General features: G+C 67.0%; 22 protein-coding genes. 8 read left to right on the top strand and 14 right to left on the bottom strand.

Going from position 1 to position 19,320, the window contains the following annotated elements:
• From GIY56_RS09230 to GIY56_RS09260, 7 genes are read left to right on the top strand one after another with little or no spacing between them, the layout of a single operon-like run.
• Window positions 1-267: a flagellar biosynthetic protein FliQ gene (locus GIY56_RS09230; protein ID WP_154764540.1), complete on the top strand. Its 267-nt coding sequence runs from the start codon at window positions 1-3 to the stop codon at window positions 265-267.
• A gap of 1 nt (window position 268) precedes the next feature.
• A complete protein-coding gene (locus GIY56_RS09235) occupies window positions 269-985 on the top strand; it encodes a flagellar hook-basal body complex protein (RefSeq protein ID WP_154764541.1) in 717 nt (238 codons plus the stop codon).
• 13 nt (window positions 986-998) lie between these two features.
• Entirely contained in the window at window positions 999-1,784 is a 786-nt protein-coding gene (gene flgG, locus GIY56_RS09240; protein ID WP_154764542.1) for a flagellar basal-body rod protein FlgG, read from the top strand.
• The gene (gene flgA / locus GIY56_RS09245; protein ID WP_154764543.1) at window positions 1,784-2,197 is read left to right on the top strand and encodes a flagellar basal body P-ring formation chaperone FlgA; all 414 of its coding nucleotides are present in this window, start codon (window positions 1,784-1,786) and stop codon (window positions 2,195-2,197) included. The genes flgG and flgA overlap by 1 nt, the downstream gene beginning before the upstream one ends.
• A gap of 16 nt (window positions 2,198-2,213) precedes the next feature.
• Window positions 2,214-2,939: a flagellar basal body L-ring protein FlgH gene (gene flgH, locus GIY56_RS09250; RefSeq protein WP_154764544.1), complete on the top strand. Its 726-nt coding sequence runs from the start codon at window positions 2,214-2,216 to the stop codon at window positions 2,937-2,939.
• 8 nt (window positions 2,940-2,947) lie between these two features.
• A complete protein-coding gene (locus GIY56_RS09255) occupies window positions 2,948-3,565 on the top strand; it encodes a hypothetical protein (RefSeq protein WP_154764545.1) in 618 nt (205 codons plus the stop codon).
• 60 nt (window positions 3,566-3,625) lie between these two features.
• On the top strand, window positions 3,626-4,591 hold the full coding sequence (locus tag GIY56_RS09260; protein WP_196053590.1) for a glycosyltransferase: 966 nt from the start codon (window positions 3,626-3,628) through the stop codon (window positions 4,589-4,591).
• Here the strand turns inward: GIY56_RS09260 and rfbA are convergent.
• From rfbA to GIY56_RS09310, 10 genes are all read right to left on the bottom strand, one after another.
• On the bottom strand, window positions 4,561-5,439 hold the full coding sequence (gene rfbA / locus GIY56_RS09265) for a glucose-1-phosphate thymidylyltransferase RfbA (RefSeq protein WP_154764547.1): 879 nt from the start codon (window positions 5,437-5,439) through the stop codon (window positions 4,561-4,563). The genes GIY56_RS09260 and rfbA overlap by 31 nt on opposite strands.
• Window positions 5,436-6,293: a dTDP-4-dehydrorhamnose reductase gene (rfbD, locus tag GIY56_RS09270; protein ID WP_154764548.1), complete on the bottom strand. Its 858-nt coding sequence runs from the start codon at window positions 6,291-6,293 to the stop codon at window positions 5,436-5,438. The genes rfbA and rfbD overlap by 4 nt, the downstream gene beginning before the upstream one ends.
• Window positions 6,290-7,330, bottom strand: coding sequence for a dTDP-glucose 4,6-dehydratase (gene rfbB / locus GIY56_RS09275; protein ID WP_154764549.1), 1,041 nt, complete (start codon window positions 7,328-7,330; stop codon window positions 6,290-6,292). Before rfbB ends, rfbD begins: the two co-directional genes overlap by 4 nt.
• Window positions 7,327-7,887 carry a dTDP-4-dehydrorhamnose 3,5-epimerase gene (gene rfbC / locus GIY56_RS09280; RefSeq protein ID WP_154764550.1) on the bottom strand — a complete coding sequence of 187 codons (561 nt, stop codon included), beginning with the start codon at window positions 7,885-7,887 and terminating at the stop codon, window positions 7,327-7,329. Before rfbC ends, rfbB begins: the two co-directional genes overlap by 4 nt.
• Window positions 7,888-7,974: 87 nt before the next feature.
• Complete coding sequence (locus GIY56_RS09285) at window positions 7,975-9,075, bottom strand: flagellar basal body P-ring protein FlgI (RefSeq protein ID WP_154764551.1); 1,101 nt, start codon at window positions 9,073-9,075, stop codon at window positions 7,975-7,977.
• Window positions 9,075-10,079: a hypothetical protein gene (locus GIY56_RS09290; RefSeq protein ID WP_154764552.1), complete on the bottom strand. Its 1,005-nt coding sequence runs from the start codon at window positions 10,077-10,079 to the stop codon at window positions 9,075-9,077. The genes GIY56_RS09285 and GIY56_RS09290 overlap by 1 nt, the downstream gene beginning before the upstream one ends.
• Window positions 10,080-10,082: 3 nt before the next feature.
• Complete coding sequence (flgK, locus tag GIY56_RS09295; protein WP_154764553.1) at window positions 10,083-11,537, bottom strand: flagellar hook-associated protein FlgK; 1,455 nt, start codon at window positions 11,535-11,537, stop codon at window positions 10,083-10,085.
• 12 nt (window positions 11,538-11,549) lie between these two features.
• Window positions 11,550-12,866, bottom strand: a complete 1,317-nt coding sequence (locus GIY56_RS09300; RefSeq protein ID WP_154764554.1) for a flagellar hook protein FlgE — start codon at window positions 12,864-12,866, stop codon at window positions 11,550-11,552.
• A gap of 70 nt (window positions 12,867-12,936) precedes the next feature.
• Window positions 12,937-13,674 (bottom strand): flagellar motor protein MotB, encoded by a 738-nt coding sequence (locus GIY56_RS09305; protein WP_154764555.1) that lies wholly within the window; start codon window positions 13,672-13,674, stop codon window positions 12,937-12,939.
• An 87-nt stretch (window positions 13,675-13,761) separates the two neighbouring features.
• Window positions 13,762-15,210 carry an aldehyde dehydrogenase family protein gene (locus tag GIY56_RS09310; RefSeq protein ID WP_154764556.1) on the bottom strand — a complete coding sequence of 483 codons (1,449 nt, stop codon included), beginning with the start codon at window positions 15,208-15,210 and terminating at the stop codon, window positions 13,762-13,764.
• A 154-nt stretch (window positions 15,211-15,364) separates the two neighbouring features.
• Between GIY56_RS09310 and GIY56_RS09315 the strand changes: the two genes are divergently transcribed.
• Window positions 15,365-16,021 carry a redoxin domain-containing protein gene (locus tag GIY56_RS09315; RefSeq protein WP_154764557.1) on the top strand — a complete coding sequence of 219 codons (657 nt, stop codon included), beginning with the start codon at window positions 15,365-15,367 and terminating at the stop codon, window positions 16,019-16,021.
• On the opposite strand, the gene GIY56_RS09320 is transcribed toward GIY56_RS09315, so the two are convergent.
• The 4 genes from GIY56_RS09320 to GIY56_RS09335 form a co-directional block, all read right to left on the bottom strand.
• A complete protein-coding gene (locus GIY56_RS09320; RefSeq protein ID WP_154764558.1) occupies window positions 16,022-16,819 on the bottom strand; it encodes a glycosyltransferase family 25 protein in 798 nt (265 codons plus the stop codon).
• Window positions 16,820-16,846: 27 nt separating this feature from the next.
• A complete protein-coding gene (locus GIY56_RS09325) occupies window positions 16,847-17,602 on the bottom strand; it encodes a hypothetical protein (RefSeq protein WP_154764559.1) in 756 nt (251 codons plus the stop codon).
• Between the two features lie 3 nt (window positions 17,603-17,605).
• A complete protein-coding gene (locus tag GIY56_RS09330; protein WP_154764560.1) occupies window positions 17,606-18,502 on the bottom strand; it encodes a hypothetical protein in 897 nt (298 codons plus the stop codon).
• A 98-nt stretch (window positions 18,503-18,600) separates the two neighbouring features.
• Window positions 18,601-19,215 carry a glycosyltransferase family 25 protein gene (locus GIY56_RS09335; protein ID WP_154764561.1) on the bottom strand — a complete coding sequence of 205 codons (615 nt, stop codon included), beginning with the start codon at window positions 19,213-19,215 and terminating at the stop codon, window positions 18,601-18,603.
• Between the last annotated feature and the right edge of the window lie 105 nt (window positions 19,216-19,320).

A 19,320-nucleotide genomic window follows, 5' to 3' on the forward strand; every position in this document is an offset into this window, starting at 1 on the left:
ATGAGCGAGACGCTGCTCTTCGACATGCTGCGCCAGGCGCTCTTGATCTCGGTCCGCATCTCGGCCCCGATGCTGGCGGTGGCGCTGATCGCGGGGGTGGTGATCGGGCTGTTCCAGGCGCTGACCTCGGTCCAAGAGATGACGCTGACCTTCGTGCCCAAGGTCGGGCTGATGCTGGCCGTCTTCTGGGTCACCATGAGCTTCATGACCACGGCGTTGTCCGATTTCTATCTGGGGCAGATCATTCCCCTGATCGCGGGAAGCTGACATGGACAACGCGATCTATGCGACCCTGACCCGGCAATCGGGGCTGATGGCGGAAATGCGGGTGGTAGCCAACAACATCGCCAACGCCAACACCACCGGCTTCCGGCGCGAGGGCGTGATCTTCGCCGAACACCTGTCGGCGCTGGACCGCCATGGCGACACGCTGTCCATGGCCCATGCGCGCGGCCGGACGCTGGATCTGGACCAGGGCGTGCTGACCCAGACCAACGGCAACTATGACCTGGCGATCGAGGGCGAGGGCTTCTTCCTGGTCGAAACCCCGGACGGCAACCGCCTGACCCGCGCCGGGGCCTTCCTGCCATCCGCCGAGGGCGAATTGATGACCGCCGACGGCTTTCGCCTGCTGGACGAAGGAATGGCCCCGATCATCGTCCCTGCCGGCGCCAGCGGCGTGGCGGTCGGCGCCGACGGCACCTTGTCCGCCAACGGCGTGGCCTTCGGCAAGATCGGCGTCTTCACCGCCCCCGACGACGCGCAGCTGACCCACCAGGGCGGCACCGCCTTCACCACCGACGCACAGCCCGAACCCGTCGATGACGCCCGCATCCGCCAGGGCTTCCTGGAAGAATCGAACGTCGACTCCGTGTTCGAGATCACCCGCATGATCGAAGTCCAGCGCGCCTACGAACTGGGCCAATCCTTCCTTGACCGCGAAGATCAGCGCATCCGCAGCGCGATCACCGGCATGACCCGCTGAAAGGACCACCCCCATGAGAGCCTTGCAGATCGCCGCCACCGGCATGAGCGCGCAGCAAACCCGGGTCGAGGTCATCTCGAACAACCTGGCCAACATGTCCACCACCGGCTACAACGCCCGCCGCGCGGAATTCGCCGACCTGACCTATCAGCAGGCGACCCGCCCCGGCACCGTCACCGCCGCCGACGGCACCGTCATCCCGGCGGGCGTCCAGCTGGGCCTGGGCGTGCGCCCCACGGCGGTCAGCATCAACCTGCAACAGGGTTCGCTGACTCAGACCGGGGGCGACCTGGATCTGGCCATCGACGGCGAGGGTTATATCGAGGTGACGCTGCCGTCCGGCATTTCGGCCTATACGCGCGACGGCGGGCTGAAGCGGTCGCCCGACGGGCTGATCGTCACCTCGGACGGCTATCCGGTGGCGCCCGGCATCACCATCCCCGACGATGCCAGCACGATTTCCATCAACGCGGCGGGCGAGGTTTACGCCTATTTCAGCGACCAGGTCGAACCCGAGATGCTGGGGCAACTGACGCTGGCGGGATTTTCCAACGAAAAGGGGCTGGAGGCGATCGGCTCGAACCTGTTCCTGGAAACCGCCGCGTCCGGCACGCCGCAGGTGACGACGCCCGGCCACGAAGGCCTGGGCACGCTGCGCCAGGGCTATCTGGAGGACAGCTCGGTCGATTCGGTGCGCGAGATCACCGAACTGATCAAGGCGCAGCGCGGCTACGAGCTGAACGCCAAGGTCATCACCGCCGCCGACCAGATGCTGGCGGCCACCACCCAGGTGCGCTGATGCGCTGGCTGGTGCTTCTTCTGGCGCTGTCGCCCCTGCCCGCCCAGGCGGCGGTGCTGGCGGCGGCGCGCACCCTGCCCGCGGGCACGGTCATCACTGCGGCCGACCTGCGTGCCATCGACGGCGACCGGCCCGGCCTGTCCGATCCGTCCGAGGCGATCGGGCTGCAGACCCGCATCACCATCCACGAAGGCCGCCCCTTGCAGGCATCCCTGCTGCAGGCGCCCAAGCTGATTTCCCGCAACCAGATGCACCCGCTGGTCTTCCAGCGCGGCGCGCTGCGCATCGTGACCACGGCGCGCACCCTGTCCGATGGTGCGGCAGGCGATGTGATCCGCGTCATGAACCTCGAATCGCGGGCCACCATCAGCGCCGTGGTCCAGCCCGACGGCAGCCTGCTGGCGATGAAATAGACCCCAAGGATTTCCCATGAAACCAACCCATTTCCTGTGCCTGGCCTTGGCCCTGACCGCCTGCGCGCGGACCGACCACATGGGCAAGCCGCCCAGCCTCACCTCGCCCCGCAACAGCGAGGAATTCATCGCCATGACCAACCCGCCGCTGGAAATCCCCGTCGATTCCGGCCGCCCCGAGGCCGCGGCGTCGCTGTGGGCCGGAACCACCTCGTCCTTGATCAGCGACCGGCGGGCGGCCACGCGCGGCGACATCCTGACCGTGGTGATCGAGATCGACGACGAGGCGCAGATGACCAACAGCTCGGGGCGCAGCCGGTCCTCGGACGAAAGCGTGTCGATCCCGCAGATGGTGGGCATCCCGCAGCGGCTGAACGAAAGGCTGCCCGACGGCGCCAGCTTCGACAACCTGGCCGAGGCCGAGGCCTCGTCGTCCTACAAGGGCAGCGGCAACATCACCCGGCGCGACAAGCTGACCCTGCGCGTGGCCGCCACCGTGATCGACACGCTGCCCAACGGCACCCTGCAGATCGAGGGCACGCAGGAGGTGCGCGTGAACTACGAGCTGCGCGAACTGACCGTCAGCGGCTTCGTGCGCCCCGCCGACATCGACCGCAGCAACGAGATCGCCTATGACCGCATCGCGGGGGCGCGCATCTCCTATGGCGGGCGCGGGCAGATCACCGATGTCCAGCAACCCCGCTTCGGCCAGCAACTGGCCGACGTGATCCTGCCCTACTGAGGTTCCCGATGAAGAAGATCCTGGCCTTGCTGGTTCCCGTCCTGGCCCTTGTCGGCGGCGTCGCCGCCGGAGAGATGCTGCGCCCCGCCCCCGCCGGGACCGACCACGCCGCAGCCGAGGCCCCCGCCGATGAGGACCACGGCGCGGCACCCGAGGAAGACCACGCCAGCGACGATCACGCGGCCGAGGACGCGTCGGATCACGCGGCCTCCGCCCCGGCCGACGATCATGCCGCCGCGAACGATCATGGGGGCGGGCACGGCGGCGGGGGCGGCGATGGCCATGGCGGCGGGTCCGTTCCCGCCGAAGGCTGGTTCACCTTTCCGACCCAGTTCTTCGTCCCCCTGATGCGCAACGGCGACATGGGCGCGGTGATGATCCTGACCCTGACCATCGAGACGCCCGGCGCCGACCTCCAGGCCATGGAACAGCAGGAACACCGCCTGCGCGACGCGCTGCTGCGGGAATTGCTGATCCACGCCAATACCGGCGGCTTCGACGGCAACTTCACGTCCGAGGCGCGGCTGGCCCCCCTGCGCGAAAGGCTGCAAAAGGCCGCGCAGGCCTCCACCGACCTGACCGTCAAGGCCGTGCTGATCGAGGATATCGCGCGCCAGGCCGGCTGACGGTTGCATCGGCCAAGGCGGCAGGGCAGAAACCGGCCCTGCCCCTTCAAGGACATGCCGGTGGACCGCCCCCTTTCCGACGATCGCGTCACGATCCTGCTGGCCAGCTATCGCGGTGCCGCCTTCATCGGCGCGCAACTGGACAGCATCGCCGCGCAAAGCCATCGGGACTGGCGGCTGATCGTGTCGGATGACAACTCGGACGACGGCACGCGCGAGATCGTCGCGGACTTCGCGGCCTCTCGTCCCGGGGACCAGGTGCAGCTGACCCGCGGGCCTGGACGGGGGGCCACGCAGAACTTCCTGCACCTGCTGTCGCTCGCGCCCGAGGGGATGGTCGCCTTTTGCGACCAGGACGATGTCTGGTTCCCCGACAAGCTGGCCCGCGCGGTGGCGGCGCTGTCGGTGCAGGACGGCCCGGCCCATTACGCCGCCCGCACGGTCATCACCGACGCGGCCCTGGTCCCCGTGACCGAGTCGCGTCATTTCCGCCGCCCCCTGGGCTTTCGCAATGCGCTGGTCCAGGCGATCATGGCGGGCAACACCTCGGTCTTCAACGCGCCCGCCGCGGCGATCCTGCGGCGCTGCATCGGACCGGCGCAGCACCAGGACATCCCGTCGCATGACTGGTGGGCCTATCAGGTCATGGCGGGCGCGGGGGCCGCGCTGATCCATGACCCCCGGCCCGCACTGTTCTATCGCCAGCACGCCCGAAGCGAGATGGGCCGGAACGACACGCTCCGCGCCATGTCGCAACGGGCCGGGATGCTGCTGGCGGGCGACTATGGCGGCTGGCTGGCGGCCAACCACGCCGCGCTGGAGGCCGTCCGGTCAGAGCTTCGGGCCGAAAACCGCGCCATTCTCGATCACCTTGGCGCGGCGCTGCACCAGGCCGGACCAGGTGCGGCCCTGACCCTGGCCCGCGCCGGGCTTTATCGCCAGACACGGGCCGGGACGGCGGCTTTCTATGCGGCGGCCCTGATGGGCCGCTTGCGTCAATGCGGTCCCAGAAGGCTCATTAGATAGCGGCCATAGGCGTTCTTGGAAAACTTCTGCGCCTGTTCGCGCAAGGTATCCTCGGAAATCCAGCCGGCCTCGAAGGCGATCTCCTCGGGGCAGCCGGTCTGCAAGCCCTGCCGCTTTTCCAGCGTCCGCACGAAGTTGCCCGCATCCAGCAGGCTGCCATGGGTGCCGGTATCCAGCCAGGCAAAGCCGCGGCCCATCTTTTCGACCGTCAGGCTGCCGTCATGCAGATAGCTTTCCAGAAGCGTCGTGATCTCAAGCTCGCCCCGGTCCGAGGGCTTGACCTGCCTGGCCCGCTCGGACGCGGTGCCGTCCAGGAAATAAAGCCCCGTGACCGCGAAGTTCGAGGGCGGCAGTTCCGGCTTCTCGATGATCGCGCGCACCCGTCCGTCCGACTGGAAATCGACAACGCCATAGCGTTCGGGATCGGACACGCGATAGCCGAAGACCGTGCCGCCGCTGTCGCGCCCGTCGGCCGCCTTCAGCAGTTCGGGCAGGCCGTGGCCGAAGAAGATGTTGTCGCCCAGCACCATGGCGGATGGCGCGCCCGCCAGGAAATCCTCGGCCAGCAGATAGGCCTGCGCCAGCCCGTCGGGCGAGGGCTGGACGATCCATTCAAACCGCAGGCCCCATTGCGCGCCGTCCCCCAGAAGGCGCTGGAACTGAAGCTGGTCGTCGGGGGTGGTGATGATCGCGATGTCCCTGATACCCGCCAGCATCAGCACGCTGATCGGGTAATAGATCATCGGCTTGTCGTAAAGCGGCAGAAGCTGCTTCGAGACGCCCATGGTGATGGGATAAAGCCGCGTCCCGGATCCCCCTGCCAGAATGATGCCCTTGCGTGCGGTCATGTCGTGTATCCCAGATGCTTCAGAACAAGGCCCAGGTCGTCCCGCCAGTCGGGCCGGGTGATGCCGAAATCCCGCGCGATGCGGGTGCAATCCAGCCGCGAATTGGCCGGGCGGCGCGCAGGCGTCGGATAGTCGCTGGCCGGAATGTCGCGCACCTGGCAGGCAAGGCCCGCCTGCGCGAAGATCTCGCGCGCGAAACTGGCCCAGCTGATGTCGGGCGCCCCGGCAAAGTGATAAAGGCCGCCCTTTTGCGGATCGTCCCGCATCTGGCGCGCCATCTCCAGCAGCGCGGCGGCGATCCGGCCCGCCTCGGTCGGGCCGCCGATCTGGTCGGCCACGACGTTGAGCCTGTCCCGCTCGGCCCCAAGGCGCAGCATCGTCTTGACGAAATTCGCGCCATCGGGGGAGAACACCCAGGAGGTGCGCATCACCGCCCATTGCCCGCCTGCCGCCGCCACCTGCCCTTCGCCGTCCAGCTTGGTCCGGCCATAGACGCCCAGGGGCGCGGTCGGGGCATCCTCGGTCCGCGCGGCCTCTCCCGACCCGTCGAAGACATAGTCGGTCGAGACATGCAGGAAGGGGATGCCCAACTCGGCCGCGGCCCGGGCCAGCAGGCCCGGCACTGTCGCGTTCAGCATCGCGGCCGCCGCGGCATCCGTTTCGGCCTTGTCCACGGCGGTATAGGCCGAGGCGTTGATGATGGCCGTGGGCCGCAGCGCGCGGATCCGGGCGGCGACGGGATGGGGATCGGACAGGTCGGCCTCGGCCCGGCCCCAGACGGTGGCCTCCGGCGCCTGGCGGGCCAGCGCCTGCGCAAGCTGCCCGGATTTTCCCAAGATCAGCAGGCCGTTCATCGGGCCTGCCCCAAACGCTGGCCGACCCCGTCGCGCGACAAAAGCGGCTGCCACCAGTCGCGGTTCTGCAGATACCATTCGACGGTGCGCCGCAGCCCTTCCTCGACCGTGACCGAGGGACGCCAGCCCAGTTCCGTGCGGATGCGCGCGGGGTCGATCGCATAGCGGCGGTCATGGCCCGGGCGGTCCGTCACAAAGGTGATCAGGTCGGCATGGGGCGCGCCTTCGGGATGCAGGTCGTCCATATGGGCGCAGATGGTGCGCACCAGGTCGATGTTTTTGGCCTCGTTCTCGCCGCCGATGTTGTAGCTGCGGCCGACCGCGCCCTTTTCGACGACCAGCAGCAGCGCGTCGGCATGATCCTCGACATACAGCCAGTCGCGCACGTTGCCGCCGTCGCCATAGACGGGGATCGGCTCGCCCGCCAAGGCCTTGAGGATGACCACCGGGACCAGCTTCTCGGGGAAGTGATAGGGACCGTAGTTGTTGGAACAGTTGGTCAGCACGACCGGCAGGCCATAGGTCTCGTGCCAGGCGCGCACCAGGTGGTCCGATCCCGCCTTGCTGGCGGAATAGGGGCTGCGCGGATCATAGGGCGTGGTTTCGGTGAACTGCCCGGTCTCGCCCAGCGAACCGAAGACCTCGTCGGTCGAGATGTGATGAAAGCGGAAGCCTTCGGGGCGGCCCTGGTCGGTCCAGTGGCTGCGCGCGGCCTCCAGCATGTTGAAGGTGCCGATCACGTTGGTCTCGATGAAGGCGGCGGGTCCGTCGATCGAGCGGTCCACATGGCTTTCGGCGGCCAGGTGCATCACGGCGTCGGGCCGGTGCGTGGCAAAGACCCGGTCCAGCGCGGCACGGTCGCGGATATCGACATGCTCGAAACGGTAAAGCGGGCTGTCGGCTGCCTCGGCCACGTTCGCGGGATTGGCGGCATAGGTCAGGGCATCGACATTGACGACCTCGTGCCCGCGCCTGACGGCCAGCCGGACCACGGCCGACCCGATGAACCCGGCGCCGCCGGTGACGAGGATCTTCATGCGGCACCCCCGTACTGAAAAGGAGATTGCCAGTCGGCGAAAGCCGTGGCGTCCCGGTCCTTGTCGGACAGCAGGGGATCATCGACCCCCCAGTCGATGCCGAGGCTGTCCCACCGGACCGCGCCGTCGCTGGCCTTGTCGTAATGGGCGGTGCATTTATAAACGATCTCGGTATCCGGTTCCCGCGTGACGAAACCGTGCAGGAAGCCGGGCGGCACCCAAAGCTGCCGGCCGTTTTCATGGGACAGCTCGACCCCGACCCACTGGCCATAGGTCGGGCTGCCGCGGCGCCCATCAACCGCGACATCCCACAAGGCCCCGCGCCCGCAGCGCACCAGCTTGCCCTGCGCGAAGGGCGGCGCCTGATAATGAAGCCCCCGGACGGTCCCCGCGCGGCGCGACATCGAATGGTTGTCCTGAACGAAGTCCGGCAGGCTGATGCCGGCATCGGACAAGGTTTTCCTGTTCCAGCTTTCCGAGAAAAAGCCGCGTTCGTCGCCGAAGCGGGAGGGCGTGATCACCAGAACATCTGGCAAGGCGGTGGCTTCTATCTTCATGAGATCAACCCAAGTCTGGAAACGTCGCATATCCTCTATGCGATGCCCCCGGCAGTGTCACTCGCCCAACCAAGGAACATGCCCGCCTTATTCAATGATCAGATCGGCATGCAAGGCCCCCGCGGCATGGATGGATTTCAGGATGTCGATCATTTCGCGCGGGCGCACGCCAAGCGCGTTCAGCCCCTCGACCAGGTCGCTGAGCGAGGTTTCCCCCGCAACCTCGGCAAAGCCTATGCCCGGCTCGTTGCGCAGTTCCGCAACGGTTCGCGGCACCGTGACGGTCTCGCCCCGGGCGAAGGGGTTGGGTTGCGACACCATCGGCGCCTCGCTGACCTGCAGCGTCAGGGCGCCTTGCGACACGGCGACCCGAGAGATGCGGACGCGCTCGCCGATGACGATGGTGCCCGACTTGTGGTCGATGACCACCTTTGCCCGGTCCTCCGGCTCGACCGTCAGGTTTTCGATTCGGCCCAGCACGCGGGCAGGATTGACATCGCCCAGTTCCCGGAACTCGACCAGCACCGTGCCGCTGTCCTGGGTGACGGCCACGCGCCGGTCGAAGTCGCGGTTGATCGCGTCCTCGATCCGGGTCGCGGTGGTGAAATCGGCGTTGCGCAGGGCGATGCGGATGTTCTCGATGCCGGCAAAGTCGAACTCGACCTCGCGCTCGACCCGCGCGCCGACAGGGATCTTGCCCGAGGTCGGCACCCCCTCGACCACGCGCGCGGCTTCACCCTCGACCGCGGCGCCGCTGGCGATGATCGAGCCTTGGGCCACCGCATAGATATTGCCGTCGGCGGCCTTCAGCGGCGTCATCACCAGCGTCCCGCCCAGCAGGCTTTTCGCGTCGCCGATGGTCGAGACGCTGACATCGATGCGGCTGCCCGAGCGCGCAAACGGCGGCAGGGCGGCGGTGACGACAACGGCCGCCACGTTGCGGGACCGCAGCGCCTCGTCCGTGACGTTGACGCCCAGCCGTTCCAGGAGGCCTGCCAGCAGTTCCTCGGTAAAGGGGGCATTGCGAAAGCCGTCGCCCGTGCCGTCAAGGCCGACCACCAGGCCATAGCCGACAAGATCGTTGCCCCGCACCCCGTCGAATTCCGCCAGGTCCTTGACGCGGACAGGCGCGGCCGCGGCAGCAAGCGGCAGCAAGGCCACGAGGATGATCACGAGAAGCCGCCGCATCAGATGTAATCCGCCAGCTTCAGCTGCGACAGGCGGCCGATCACGGTGTAAAGCGTCTGCAGCTTGGTTTCGGCATCGCTGATCGCGGTCGAGGTGGCAAGGGGATCGGCCTCGCGCAGGGTATTTCGCGCGGTTTGCAGCGTGGCGGCGGCCGCGTCTCCTTCGGTCTGTGCGCTGGCGATCACCTGCTGGGCATAGCCGATGCGGGACATCTCGGCGATCAGGGCGGGCGAATTGTCCAGCAGGGCCTTGCCCGCGCCTTGCAGCAATTCCTGCCCTTCCAGGGAATCCGAGGCCAGGATGCCCCGGTCGATCAGGGCTGCGGTCGCCAGGCCCTTCAGGCTGTCGCGGATCGCCGGCGACAAGGCGGTCGTCGTCAGGGCGACCGTCGTCTCCTCGCCAATCGGCATCAGTTGGCCCCCTGCCCCGCCGCGATAAGCCATGTCAGCAAAACCGCCCGAGGGCGCGTCGAACCAGTCCGACACCGCCTGCGCCACATCCTGGGCCGTCGTCAGGCCCGAAACCAGCGTCGTCAGTTCCGACAGGATCGCGTCGGCCGAGACCAGCGGGGCGGTATCGCTTGCCATGCCCGAGAACAGGAACCGCTGCCCGACCGAGCCGTTCAACTGCCCGATCACCGTCTGCAGGGTCGAGGCCGCCTCGGCCGAGCGGGCGGCGATCAGCCCGTCAGTGGGCGAGGCCGGCTCCATATAAAGGCCCTGGCCCAGCTTTTCGGTCGCCGACCGAATGGCCGTCAGGGAGTCCTGCATTCCCTGGGCATGGGCCGCAGCCTCGGCGGCGCTGCTCTTGAACTGGGCCAGCATCGCCAGCCGCGCCTCGATCCCGGCCAGGTTCTGCGTGTTGCCGCCCAGCCTTGCACCCAGGTCGGCAACCTCGCCGCTGGAAAGCTCTGCGGTCAGGGTCGCCAGCGTGGTCTTGATCCGGGTGGAGGCCGACTGCATGGCAAAGGCCCGCGCCTGATCCCCGATGGATTGCACCGTCATCGTTCAAATCTCCAGTATCTGGTCCATCATGGTCTGGATGGCCTGGATCACCCGCGCATTGGCGGCATAGGCCTGTTCGTATTGCAGCAGCTTCTGCATCTCGGCGTCGCTGTCCACGCCGTCGGCAGTCAGCCGGGTGGTGATGGTATCGGCCTGGCTGTTGCGGATCGCAGCCTCGGACTGCGCATTCACGCGCGCGGTGGCCATCTGCGATTCGACCGATGCGAGACGCGCGGCCAGCGTGGCCCTGCCGCTGAAGGCGGTTCCGGTTGCCGCGGCCGAGGCCTCGCTCAGCGCGCCGGACATGGCCACCAGCAACGTGGAATCGCCCACCGCCCCGGACGTGCTGGCGCCCAGGCCTGCGCGGATGCGCCAGGCCTCGCCCCCTTCGCTTTCCACGACGGCATCGTTGACGCTGATCCGCCCCGCAAGCCCGGTCTTCTCCGCCGCACTGGCTCGTGCGCCGTCATCGGTGAAAAGCCCGGCCGATGCCGCGGTGATCGTGGGATCGACGGCCGGAGCCGCCAAGCGGTCGTGCAGGTCAAGCGCGAGGTCGTCCAGCAGGTTCTGCGCCTCGGGCGCCAGTTCGTCGCGGATGGCGAAATTGGCGGCCAGCGAGCCGCCGGCGTAAAGCCGCATCTGCGACTGCGTCAGCTCCACGCCGTTCTGGGACAGCATCGACAGCCCCGACCCGGCGGTCCTGTCGGCCGTCACCTGCCCCGCGGCAGTAAAGGACAGTTCCGTCGGGGTGGTGCCATCCAGCAGCACGGCGCCTTCTGCCGTGAACAGGGCAACGGCGCCGGCGGCCCGCGTCACCTCCTGCACCGGGACGATCTTGGCGATCTCGCTGATGATGCCCTGGCGCTGGTCGTAAAGCGACGAGGGATCCGAGCCATCCGCCTCCAGGACCGCGATCTTGCGATTCAGATCCGCCACCTGCGCCAGCGCCGTGTTCAGCGTGGCGACATCGGTGGCGATGGCCTGGTCCGCGGCGGTGCGCGCCACCTGGACCTCGTCCGATATGGCATTCAGCCGGGTAGCCAGGGCGGTGGCCTTGTCCACCACCTGGGCCAGCCGGATCTCGTCATCCGGGCGGCTGGCCGCCGAGGTCAGGGCAGTCTGGAAATCGCTGAGCGCAGACCCCAAGCTGCCGGTATTGCCGGTGATCCCGATCGCGTCCTCGATGCTTGTCGCGAAATCCAGGCGCGTGGCGGCGTCCGCCCGCGCAGCCTCGGCCAGGCGCGATTCGGACAGCACGCTGGCGTTGACGGAGCGCGTGACGCCATCGACCCGCACGCCCCCGGCATTGCCGCCCGCCGTCTGGGCGCTGACCACCAGATCCCGCCGCGCATAGCCGGGGGTCGAGGCGTTGGCCAGGTTGGCCGCGACCGCCTCGGTCCCCCGCGCGGTGGCGGTCAGGCCCGAGATGGCATTTCCAAGGGCGCGCGCGATGCTCATCCCACTTGTCCCTTACCGCTTGATGTTGGTGGTTTCCTGAAGCATCTCATCCACCGTCTGGATGATCTTCGCGTTGGACGAATAGGCCCGCTGCGTCTGGATCAGGTGGGTCAGTTCCTCGGCCACGTCGGTGGTCGATTCCTCCAGCGCATAGCCCTGGACAGAACCCGTCGGCCCGTCGCCCGCGTCCCACAGGAAGAAGTTGCCCGAGGTGGACGAGATCGTGAAGGCCTGCGAATCGACCGAGGTCAGGCCGTTCGGGTTGGGCACGTCCACCAGCGGGATCTGGTACAGCGTCTTGACGAAGCCCGTGTCATAGGTGGCCTGCAGGAAACCGTCCGCATCGACCTCGACCGTGGTCAGGTTGCCGACCGGGGATCCGTTCTTGGCGATGTTGGTGGCCGAGTAGCTGGTCGAAACCTGGCTCAGCCCGGTCGTGCCGCCCGGGGTGCCGATGACCAGGTCCATCGGCCCGCCCGCCACGGTCAGGCCGATCGCCCCGGTCACGGGGTCATAGGCGCCGCCGCTGAGCGTCGTCACGCTGGCGATCCTGCCGCCATTGGCCTGACTTTCGTCAAAGGTGATCCGATAGCTTCCCACAAGGTTCGATGCCGGGTCCGAGGCGCTGTCGCGCACCTCCATCACCCAGGTGCAGGACATGCCCGTCGCGTCGGAGGTGTCGGGAATGAAGCTGATGTTCAGCGATTCCGACGTGCCGAGGTTGCCGTAATAGTCAACCTTCACGTCATAGGGATCGCCTAATGCATCCGGCAGCGTTTCCGTCGCTCTCAGGCGCACGCCCAGGGAAATCTCGGTCGTCGGATCGGCTGCGGTCTGATAGGGGTTGATCCGGATGGGTTCCAGCCCCCCCATGCTGTCGCGCGACATCGTCGGGACCGTGCCGTCGGCCTGCGCGGGCCAGCCCATCAGGACCAGGCCCGATTCGGTCTTCAGATAGCCTTCCGCATCGGGGCGGAACGACCCTGTCCGCGTCATCATGAAGGGCAGGTCGGTATAGCCGTTGTCCAGATCCACCGCCGAGGTGACCGGCAGCATCCCCCGGCCCGACACGGCGATGTCCAGCGGATGCGTGGTGGTGGACAGCGCCCCGTCGTCCTCGATCAGCCGTTGCGTCGTGGCGGTCACGCCGCCCGCCGAATACAGCCCGGCGATGCGGTGCTGGTTCAGCACGAAGGAGTTGAAATCCGTCTCCATCCGCTTGTAGCCATAGGTGCCCGAGTTCGCGATGTTGTCGGAAATCGTTGCAAGACGGGTGGAATTGGCCGCCAGCCCCGAGACACCGGCGCTCATCGCGGAAGACATTGACATGGCATCACCTTCTTGTGGTTCGATCCCGATCATCCATGCCAGGGCTTAAGATTCGCCTAACCGCGCCCCCTCATCTGAGTAAAATCACCTCGATCCGGTTGTTGGCGGGATCCATCGGGTTGGCCGTCTTGCCCTTGCGGTCGGCATAGCCGGTGACGCGCTGGATCCGCCGTTCGTCCAAGCGGGCTTCCTCCAGCAGGTTGCGCACGGCGTGCGCTCGGGCATCCGACAGCGCCCAGACCGGCGAGTTCACCAGCGTTTCGGGAAAGGCCCGGACATGGCCCGTGACCGCGATCTGGTTGCGGGTCTTGGCAATCACGCGCGCGACGATTCGCGTCAGTTCCCGCAGGACCGGCTGCGGCTGGCCGGTATCATCCACGAACAACGGCTGGTCGGTCAGGTCGCCCAGTTCGATCACCAGGCCTTCGTCCGTCATGCGGGTGACCACATGGCGCAACAGGTTGGTCAGCTGCTGCGATTCGCCCCCCGTGGCGCGGATCTGGCGCTCGATCTCCTCGGCCACCTGCTCCAGGGGCGTTTCCGCAGGATCCTTGCCCTGCTTCTCGACCCCCTCGCCCGAGGCGCCGGGCGTGCGCACGATGGTCGGGTTGAAATAGTCGGCCAGCCCTTGCCGCTGCTGTTCGGTGGTGGCGTTCAGCAGCCACATCAGCAGGAAAAAGGCCATCATCGCGGTCACGAAATCCGCATAGGCCACCTTCCATGCCCCGCCATGGTGCCCCCCCTCTGCCGAGGCGGTCACCCGCTTGATCATGATCGTGGATCCCGCGGATCCCTTTTGCCTTGCCATTGCCCTACCGCCTTTGCATTCAGGGGGAATGTCGCGGGTGGCGGGGCAAAGAACAAGTTAACCCCTCAAATGCAAGGCATTATGGGTTCAGTCCGTGGCCCAACCGCTGATGGCCTTGGACTCCATGAACTCCTCGAGTCCCATCACCCCGCCTTCTCGCGCCCGGCCCGACATCTTGACGCCGCCGAAGGCGGACCCCGCGCCGCGCGACTGGCCGTTCATCTCGACCATGCCCGATTGCAGGCGGCGGGCCACCCGGTTGCGCCGGGGACCGTCCTGGGACTGGACATAGTTGGTCAGGCCATAGGGCGTGTCGTTGGCGATGGCGATCGCCTCCTCCTCGGTGTCGAAGGGGATGATCGACAGGACCGGGCCAAAGATTTCCTGCTGGGCGATGGTCATGTCGTTGCCGACATCGGCGAATACCGTGGGGCGCACGAAATAGCCGCGGTTCACGCCCTCGGGCAGGCCGGGACCGCCCGCGACAAGGCGCGCGCCTTCGTCGATGCCCTTCTGGATCAGGCTCTGGATCCTGTCCCACTGCTGGCGGCTGACCACCGGCCCGATATGCCGGCCCGGCTGATGGGCGCTAGCGACGGGCGTTTCCTCGGCCACCTTGGCCGCCGTTTCCACCGCCTGGTCATAGACCGAGCGTTCGACCAGCATCCGGGTCGGCGCGTTGCAGGATTGGCCGCTGTTGTAAAAGCAATGCCGCGCGCCCCGCACCACCGCCTTGTCGTCGGCATCGGCAAAGACGATGTTGGCGCCCTTGCCGCCCAGTTCCAGCACCACCTTCTTCAGCGTGTCCGCCGCGGCCTTGGTGATGGCGATGCCCGCCCGGGTGGATCCGGTGAAGCTGATCATGTCCACGTCGCGATGCGTGGACAGTTGCGTGCCCACCCCCGGCCCGTCGCCGTTCACCAGGTTGAAGACGCCGGGGGGCAGGCCCGCCTCGTCCACGATCTCGGCGAACAGCATCGAGGACAAGGGCGCGATCTCGGACGGCTTCAGCACGCAGGTGTCGCCCGCCAGGATCGCCGGGATGACCTTCAGCGTGACCTGGTTCATGGGCCAGTTCCAGGGCGTGATCAGGCCCACGACGCCCACCGGCTCCCACGCGACCATCGAGGTGGGGGCGTGATCGCCCAGCGGGCGGATGAACCGGAAATCCTTGAATACGTTGATGAAATTCTGGGTATGATAGGTGCCGGCTGCGACCTGGTCGTCCAGCGACATGTCCTGGGGCGCGCCCATCTCGTGGCTGATCGCCCAGGCCATCTCCTCGGCCCGGCGCTGGTAGATGTCGAGAATCTTCTGCACATAGGCCAGCCGCTCGGCCGGTTCCGTCCGCGACCAGGATGCGAAGGCCGCCTTGGCTGCCGCCACCGCGCGGTCGGTGTCGGCCCCGTCGCCCAGGCTGATGACTGCCAGCGCCTCCTCGGTCGAGGGGTCGATCACCTCGAGGTCGCTGGCCCGCGCGGGATCCACCCATGCCCCGTCGATATAGAACTTGCGCTTGTCCAAAAGCCCGGTCATCGCGTTCCCTCCATCCATTTTCCTGCACAGGGTGAAGCGGCGGGCGGGCCTGTGCAAGCCTTGTAAATCTCGACAAACGCCGTCGATAAACCTCTGGCGTTTCCGGTTGCTTGACCTATTCTGCCGGCGGCAACCCTCTGAAAGGACACGGCTCATGTCCCTGCGCATCAACGATGTCGCCCCCGATTTCACCGCCCCCTCGACCGAGGGAGAGATCCGCTTTCACGACTGGCTGGGCGACAGCTACGGCATCATCTTCAGCCATCCGCGCGACTTCACGCCGGTCTGCACGACCGAATTCGGCGCCGTCGCGCAACTGGTTCCGGAGTTCGAGAAACGCAACACCAAGGTGCTGGGCGTGTCGGTCGATTCGCTGGAGGATCACGGCAAATGGAAGCGCGACATCGAACAGGTGGCGGGCGTTCCGGCCGATTTCGCGATGATCGACGACCGCGACCTGACCGTGGCCAAGGCATACGACATGCTGCCCGCCGAATACTATCTGCCGGCCGAAGGCCGCACGCCCGCCCATTCGGCGACCGTGCGCAGCGTGTTCATCATCGGGCCTGACAAGAAGATCCGGCTGACCATGACCTATCCGATGTCCATCGGCCGCAACTTCGCGGAAATCCTGCGGGCGCTGGATGCGGTGCGCAAGACCGACGGCGTGCCGATCGCCACGCCCGCCAACTGGGTGCCGGGGCAGGACGTGATCGTGGCCCTGGCGCTGGACGACAAGGCGGCCGCCGAACGCTATGGCCCGCTGGACATCAAGCTGCCCTATCTGCGCTTTGCCAGGGATCCCGCCTGATCAGGAACCGGGGGCCGCAGCCTTGCCTGCGGCCTTCTGCCCGCGCGCCAGATCGCGCTTGTGCCGCCAGGCGATCAGCTTGTTGACGATCTGGCGGCGCTGCTTGATCAGCCCGTAAAGCGGATGCCGCCCCTTGGCCGATCGCTTGCCCTTGTTGTCTTCGATCAGGCTTTCCGCGCCGGTCGTCGTGACCAGGGGCGGCCAGACCGCCAGCCCCCGGTCGCTGCGGGTCAGCCAGTGCCGGAAGTGATTGTCCACGCCGCGCGTGATGCGGTCATGCGTGCGCACGAAGATGTCCGCCCCCTGCCGCGACCAGATCAGCGCGGTGGTCGTCATGGGAAAGTAATGGGCGCGGGTCAGGTCGTGGTGCCGCCCCGCGACATCGAACCCCATGACCGGGGTATAGATCTTGTGCTGGGGGGAACCGAGGTTGACCAGATCCCAGCCGTCATGCCGGTCCAGCCAGTCCAGAAGGATGCGCAGCCCCTCGGCAAAGCCGGGCTTCAGCTGCATGTCGTCCTCGAACACCAGGCCACGATCCGCGCCGCTGTCCAGAAAGCGCCGCGCGCAATCCAGATGGCTGAGATAGCAGCCGATCTCGCCCCCGCGCAGGGGGCGGCCCATATAGGCCATCGCCCCCGCGGGATCATAGCCGGGAAAGTCGTCCACCCGCAGCGCCCTGCCGTCAAAGGCCGGGACGCGTTCAAAGGGGATGCCCGCATCGTCCAGCTGCCGGGTGGCCGAACGCAGCCGGTCGTCCGAGCCATCCAGGTTGATCAGGTAAACGGGAAGCTGCATCCGACGCCCTCGCTTGAATCCGGCACGTCACGGCGCCCCGGCGCCATCGTCCCACCAGCCGGTGCGGTCGCGGTGGTGCAACGCGCGCAGCCGGGCAAAGGCCGTGTCGTTGACCTGCATCCGGTCATAGACCGCCTTGAGGATCATCCCCGCAGGTCCGGCGGCAAAGAACGGCTCCAGCCGCCAATACATGTTGCGCAGCGTGTCGTCCGTGCCGACGGTAAAGACCGAGGTTCCCTCGAACAGCGGGATCAGTTCGGTTTGCAACCGTTCGATCCGGTCAGGCATCGGCGCCAGCGACTCGCCCCCGTGGATGTAACGGTCGGATTCGCCGATCTTGACGGTATTGCCCAGCAAGGACGCCATCATCCCGATGGCGCGCGCCTGCGGGTCGGAACCGTGATCGGCAAAGGTATCCGCGGCCGAGATCAGCCACCGCAGGTTCAGGTGGCGGCACAGGAACCCTGCCTCTTGCGTCCAAAGCGCCATGAACCGCGCCAGGGTTTCGGCCAGCCGCACCTCGCGCCGGATCAGGACGATCAGGCTGGCGTGGTGCAGAAGAAGCTCGGACTGGCCGGAAAACTCGGACCTCAGGTTCGCCAGATGCCGGTCCAGCGACTTGTCCGACCCGCGCGTCTGCACCGCCTCGCCCGCCGCGACGATGCGGTCGCGCATCGCGGCCAGATCGGGATCGGCGACAAGATGCCGCCGCGCCCCCCAGCGTTTGCGATGCTGGTTGAGCGAGAAGAACCGCTCGAACCGGGATTTCCGGCGCCTGACCATCCGCTAGGCCCGCCGCGCGATGATCGCGTCAAGCCGCGGATCGAAACCGAAGTCATACCCCGCAAGCGCGGCACGATAGCCCGCGTCCAGATCGTCGGTGCCGATCTCGTCCTTGCGCCGGGCCGAGGCGTTCACATAGGCCTTGAGCTGGCGCGAGGCCTGCTTCTGGTCGATGAAGGGCCGGATCTTGCGACCGAAGGGGTAATGAAGGATCCGGTCCCTCAGGTCGCGGACCTTCGGGCGGGGCGTCCGGGATATTCCGCCGTTCAGCCATTGGCTTGCCAGACCCGTGTCGCGGGCGGTGCGGAACCAGGCCAGGCTGAACAGCACCTGGTCCCAGACATGCGGATGGTCGTCGCACAGCCGCACCCATTCGGCCAGCAGCTTGCCCACCGCCGGGGCCGTGTTCAGATGGATCAGATAGGAAATATCCTCCCACCCGTCGCGGCGGACGAAGGCCACGTCGAAGGGATTGCCCATCAGGAAGGTGGGCGGCCGCAGGATCGCGGCATCGGCGTCGATCCAGCAGATCGGACGGTCGCTGTCGTGCCAGGCCGTCTGGATCACCCGCGCCTTCAGGCCGGTGTTGGCGACCCATGACCCGCGAGAGGCCACAGGCTCGATCCGGTGCGGCAGGCCGTGGCGGTCCAGGGACACGCGCAGTTCGGCGGCAAGATCCTCGTAGGGGGTGCCGGTGGTGTAATAGGACACGAACAGCGGCGGATCGCCCTGCGGGGTTTCGTAAAGCGCGATTTCACCACGAAGATCGGCGGTGCAGGCCAGATCGACAGCCCCGGGGCGGCGCAGATGCGCGATGATCCGGCCCTGGGGATCGTCCAACGCCTCGGACAGCGGGCGGAAGGACAGGCCCGCCCCGGCGATGTAGTCTGAAGGAGTCATCCGCGCCCTGCCCTGCTTTGGGGGTCAGATGTTGCAGCAGAAAGGATGGCTGTCAATCGACCCGCAGGGGAACCCAACACGTCGGGAGCGCGCGTCTTCTAGCTTCCCACGCGGCGCGCCAGCCTGCGGCGGACAAGCCCTCGATAATAATTCGCCTTGAAGAAGCGAGCGGAATTCTTCTTTTCGCGCAGGTATTGCATCTCTGCCGCGTCCCGTTGTTCGGCGATGTGGGAAGGCCCTTGTCCGGCGGGGCTATGGTGCACGACACGAGGCTCTGTCAGCCATGCCTGCAGATGGAACAGGTCAGCCGGCCAGTCGGCCAGAAAGCTGACCGGGGTTGACGCGCGCAAAAGCTCATCCGCCGTCCTTCTGGAGACCGTGTAAGCCGTGTTGAGCGAGGCCCGCCGTGCCGGACGATACATCAGCCATCGCCCGGCCCTTTTGCGTTGCCAAGGCAGCGCGCGACCCGAAGCATAATCCAGCAGGACCAGCGTATCCGTCCTGTGGTGCCCTGCCCTCAGGAAGTCGGGAAAATCCGGGGTAAGAATGGCATCGTCCTCGAGCACGACCGCCCCGGCAAGTCCCTCGTTCACGATCAGGCTGCAAATCCGACGGTGCGACAAGGCGCAAGCAAATTCAGGATCCGTCATCGGCCGTCTCAGCCGAACCCGCGCGGCGTCACGGTCGATCAGCGGCAGATATTCGTCCGGCAAGCCCTTTCGTCCGTCCACGCCGAAGACCAGGCGTCAGGACAAGCCCATTCCCGCAAGCTGGTCCAGCAGCGGCTGGCGGCGCGTCTCGTCGCCTTGCAGGGTCAA

Source organism: Paracoccus lichenicola (genome assembly GCF_009708075.1).
Lineage (GTDB): Bacteria > Pseudomonadota > Alphaproteobacteria > Rhodobacterales > Rhodobacteraceae > Paracoccus > Paracoccus lichenicola.

Bases quoted from the DNA above. Each gene is read 5' to 3' on its own strand.
- GIY56_RS09230 (WP_154764540.1), top strand. From the start codon at position 1: ATGAGCGAGACGCTGCTCTTCGACATGCTGCGCCAGGCGCTCTTGATC.
- GIY56_RS09235 (WP_154764541.1), top strand. From the start codon at position 269: ATGGACAACGCGATCTATGCGACCCTGACCCGGCAATCGGGGCTGATG.
- flgG (WP_154764542.1), top strand. From the start codon at position 999: ATGAGAGCCTTGCAGATCGCCGCCACCGGCATGAGCGCGCAGCAAACC.
- flgA (WP_154764543.1), top strand. From the start codon at position 1,784: ATGCGCTGGCTGGTGCTTCTTCTGGCGCTGTCGCCCCTGCCCGCCCAG.
- flgH (WP_154764544.1), top strand. From the start codon at position 2,214: ATGAAACCAACCCATTTCCTGTGCCTGGCCTTGGCCCTGACCGCCTGC.
- GIY56_RS09255 (WP_154764545.1), top strand. From the start codon at position 2,948: ATGAAGAAGATCCTGGCCTTGCTGGTTCCCGTCCTGGCCCTTGTCGGC.
- rfbA (WP_154764547.1), bottom strand. From the start codon at position 5,439: ATGACCGCACGCAAGGGCATCATTCTGGCAGGGGGATCCGGGACGCGG.
- rfbD (WP_154764548.1), bottom strand. From the start codon at position 6,293: ATGAACGGCCTGCTGATCTTGGGAAAATCCGGGCAGCTTGCGCAGGCG.
- rfbB (WP_154764549.1), bottom strand. From the start codon at position 7,330: ATGAAGATCCTCGTCACCGGCGGCGCCGGGTTCATCGGGTCGGCCGTG.
- rfbC (WP_154764550.1), bottom strand. From the start codon at position 7,887: ATGAAGATAGAAGCCACCGCCTTGCCAGATGTTCTGGTGATCACGCCC.
- GIY56_RS09285 (WP_154764551.1), bottom strand. From the start codon at position 9,075: ATGCGGCGGCTTCTCGTGATCATCCTCGTGGCCTTGCTGCCGCTTGCT.
- GIY56_RS09290 (WP_154764552.1), bottom strand. From the start codon at position 10,079: ATGACGGTGCAATCCATCGGGGATCAGGCGCGGGCCTTTGCCATGCAG.
- flgK (WP_154764553.1), bottom strand. From the start codon at position 11,537: ATGAGCATCGCGCGCGCCCTTGGAAATGCCATCTCGGGCCTGACCGCC.
- GIY56_RS09300 (WP_154764554.1), bottom strand. From the start codon at position 12,866: ATGTCAATGTCTTCCGCGATGAGCGCCGGTGTCTCGGGGCTGGCGGCC.
- GIY56_RS09305 (WP_154764555.1), bottom strand. From the start codon at position 13,674: ATGGCAAGGCAAAAGGGATCCGCGGGATCCACGATCATGATCAAGCGG.
- GIY56_RS09310 (WP_154764556.1), bottom strand. From the start codon at position 15,210: ATGACCGGGCTTTTGGACAAGCGCAAGTTCTATATCGACGGGGCATGG.
- GIY56_RS09315 (WP_154764557.1), top strand. From the start codon at position 15,365: ATGTCCCTGCGCATCAACGATGTCGCCCCCGATTTCACCGCCCCCTCG.
- GIY56_RS09320 (WP_154764558.1), bottom strand. From the start codon at position 16,819: ATGCAGCTTCCCGTTTACCTGATCAACCTGGATGGCTCGGACGACCGG.
- GIY56_RS09325 (WP_154764559.1), bottom strand. From the start codon at position 17,602: ATGGTCAGGCGCCGGAAATCCCGGTTCGAGCGGTTCTTCTCGCTCAAC.
- GIY56_RS09330 (WP_154764560.1), bottom strand. From the start codon at position 18,502: ATGACTCCTTCAGACTACATCGCCGGGGCGGGCCTGTCCTTCCGCCCG.